This is a genomic window from Devosia sp. (genome assembly GCF_036406155.1).
Lineage (GTDB): Bacteria > Pseudomonadota > Alphaproteobacteria > Rhizobiales > Devosiaceae > Devosia_A.
This window is the reverse complement of record NZ_DASWVV010000133.1, coordinates 1-3,088: the sequence shown is the minus strand read 5'-3', so window position 1 is coordinate 3,088 and position 3,088 is coordinate 1. Positions and strand designations below refer to the sequence as shown.

The 3,088-nt window shown below is 68.0% G+C and carries 4 protein-coding genes; all 4 read right to left on the bottom strand.

Features of this window, described 5'->3' with window-relative positions:
- Positions 1-138: DNA-directed RNA polymerase subunit omega (rpoZ, locus tag VGD93_RS08440; protein ID WP_395011068.1), on the bottom strand; the 138-nt coding region annotated here is incomplete at its 3' end.
- A gap of 13 nt (positions 139-151) precedes the next feature.
- The gene (gene gmk / locus VGD93_RS08435; protein ID WP_395011066.1) at positions 152-772 is read right to left on the bottom strand and encodes a guanylate kinase; all 621 of its coding nucleotides are present in this window, start codon (positions 770-772) and stop codon (positions 152-154) included.
- 97 nt (positions 773-869) lie between these two features.
- Positions 870-1,949: a hypothetical protein gene (locus tag VGD93_RS08430; RefSeq protein ID WP_395011064.1), complete on the bottom strand. Its 1,080-nt coding sequence runs from the start codon at positions 1,947-1,949 to the stop codon at positions 870-872.
- 83 nt (positions 1,950-2,032) lie between these two features.
- Positions 2,033-3,007, bottom strand: coding sequence for a YicC/YloC family endoribonuclease (locus tag VGD93_RS08425; protein WP_395011062.1), 975 nt, complete (start codon positions 3,005-3,007; stop codon positions 2,033-2,035).
- Between the last annotated feature and the right edge of the window lie 81 nt (positions 3,008-3,088).

The window sequence follows — 3,088 nt, the reverse complement described above, 5'->3', positions numbered from 1 at the left end:
GACGCCCGGCTTGTTCTTGCTCTCGATCCTGGGCGCGTGGCCCTGGCTCAGCATGCGGGCGCGGTAGGTGGCGCACAGCACGAGCTGGAACCGGTTGGGAATGTGCTGCAAGCAGTCTTCGACGGTGATGCGTGCCATGTGCGGGGTCTTTTCAGAGGATGTGGAGGGCCTTGAAGGTCTCGGCCCGGGCGCGGCGTTGCGCGGAGAACTTCAGCCGCTGGGCATGAACGATGGCCTTCAGGTCGAAAAGGGCTCGTTCGAACAACTCGTTGATTATAACGAAGTCGAATTCCCTCGCCTGTGCCATCTCTTCCGCGGCATTCTGCAGCCGCAGGTCGATGGTGTCCGGCGAATCCTCGCCGCGCCGCTCGAGCCGGGAGCGCAGCTCGTCCCAGCTGGGCGGCAGGATGAAGATCAGCACGGCGTTGGCGAAGATCCGCTTGATCTGCAGCGCGCCCTGGTAGTCGATCTCCAGGATCACGTCGGCGCCGCGGGCGATGCGCTCCTCGATCGCCCGCTTGGAGGTGCCGTAGCGGTTGCCGTGCACGAAGGCCCACTCGACGAAGCCGTCGGCCAGCACCATCTGGTCGAATTCCTGCTCCGACACGAAGTAGTACTCGCGCCCGTGCTTTTCCTGCCCGCGCGGCGGCCGGGTGGTGTGCGACACCGACGGCTGCACCTGGGAGTCGAGCTCCAGCAAGGCCTTGACGAGGCTCGATTTGCCCGCGCCGCTCGGCGCGGCGACCACGAAAAGGTTGCCTGGGTAGTCCACTGGTTGTCGGCGTTCTGGGGCCGGCTATCTTATCAGCCGGTGCCGCGTCGCCCCGGACGAAGCAAGCCGGCCGGGCCTCGCGGCCGGCCGGGCAGGCTCAGAGCGCCTGGCCGTTCAGCTTCACGGAAGTGGCCTCCATCACCACGCCGCCGTTGACCGACTTGACGTGCAGCCCCTTGCCGCGGACGAACCAGTTCGTGCTCGGCGCCGAGCCGGGGCCGGAGCTCACCTCGAACTTGCATGCGTCGTAGGTGCCCGCCGGCACGGTCACGGTCTCGTTGCCGAGGTAGGTCGTGGTGGACGAGGTCTGGTACGACCCGCCAGGTGTCTCCGCGCCGTTGATGACGTAGGAGTACGAGGTGTTCTGCGTCGCCGTGAACGACTCGCCGATGGCGAGCGATGCGGTGCGGTCGACCCATGGCGGCGTGTAGACGGTGCGCATGGCGGGAGCCAGCGTCGACTCTTCGGTGGCCATTCCGTACTGGGTGACCTCGCCCGCGCCAGTGCGGGCCGCATATACCTTCGCCGTGATCGTGAAGCCGCCTTGCATCGAGCTGGTGGTGGCGGTGACCGTTTCGCGCGCCTGGTAGCCCTGGAACGAGACCAGCCCGCCGACGGTGGAGTCGATGGTCTGGGTGCCGGTCATCGCCCCCGTGTACGAATAGCTCACCGTGAGCCGCGTGCCTTGGGTGTCCAGCAGGGCCAGGTCGAAGCAGCCGTTGCCGGCCCCGGCCGGCGGCGGGGTCGTCGGCGTCGGCGCCACCGGAGTGATGTAGTTCGTCACGAGGCCTTGCGGCACCGGCGCGTCGATCGAGCCGCCGAAGGGTCCGCCGATGACGTAGATCGCGCCTACTTCGTAACTCGTGCCGGCCACCACGACGACGCCCAGGTAGACGCCGGTCTCGGGGTAGTGGCGGTAATGGAACGGGCCCGCGGACTGCGTCGGCTGATGGCTGGGGAAGTAGCCGGCATATTGGGGCGCCGACTCGGCGGCGTCCATCAACTGGCGCGCGGCCTCTTCGGGCGTGACGCCGGCATTGCGCAAGGCCTGCGCCTGCGAGCGCAAGGCGCTCGCGGTGACCGCGGGCGTCGCGGCCTCCATCGTGTCGCTGCCGCCGCCGCAAGCGCCCAGCGCGGCCGCGACGGCGACCGTCAACAAGGTCTTCCTGATCTGCAAGGTTGTCTCCTACTGCTGTTGAGGTGCGGATGCTACCGGCGGTAACACCCTGCAACAGCGGGAAACCCGTTTCCAGGAAGGGATTACTCGATGTTCTGGACCTGCTCGCGCATCTGCTCGATCAGGACCTTCATGTCGACCGAAATGCGGGTCAGTTCCAGCGCCGCGGACTTGGAGCCGAGTGTGTTGGCCTCGCGGTGCAGTTCCTGGATCAGGAAGTCCAGGCGCTTGCCGATCTCGCCGCCCTTCTTCACGAGCCGCTCGATCTCGTCGATGTGGGAGCCGAGCCGCATCAGCTCCTCGGCCACGTCGATGCGAATGGCGAATGCCGTTGCCTCGGTGAGCGCGCGGTCCTGCGCCGTTTCAGGCACGGCGGCGCCATCGGCGAGCGCCATCGCCTCCTTCCACCGTTCGAGGAACCGCGTGCGCTGCTGCTCGACCAGCTGCGGCACCAGCGGCTGCGCCTGCTGCACCAGATCGCGCAACTGCCTCAGGTGGCCGAGCATCATGGCGGCGACCCGGGAACCTTCGCGCTCGCGGGCCGCCATCAGGTCGTCGAGCGCGCCGCGGGCCAGGCGGGGCAGGGCTTCGGACCAGTCCGCCGCCGCGCCACCGTCGGTCTCCGCCAGGCGGATCACTTCGGCGATGCCGAGCGGGCGCGCATCGGGCAGCCAGGTGCGGACCTGGTCCTGCAGGGCGCCGAGCCGCTGCAGCAGCCGCGACGACGGATCGCGCAGCACGTCGCCCGACGTCGACTCGAGGTAGCCGCGCACTTCGACCTTGCCCCGCTTGATGCGCGCGGCGACCAGCTCGCGCAGCGCGGGCTCGTGCTGGCGCAGTTCCTCGGACAGGCGGAACGACAGGTCGAGAAAACGGCTGTTGACCGAGCGGATCTCCAGGCCGAGGCGGCCGCCCCTGGCTTCAGCCGCCGAGCCCGCCGGCGCGCCACTGTGCTGGGCGCTTGCGTACCCGGTCATGCTGTAAACTGGCATGGAGTTCGTCGGTCGTTGCGGGATTGCGAGAATAATCGGGTCAGGGCCGGGCCCTGTATTCTTCAATTATGTCAAAGGTCAAACCAGCCCCGCTCCCCCCGGACACCGTCATCGGCGGCTACCGCGTGGTGCGCAAGCTTTCCTCGG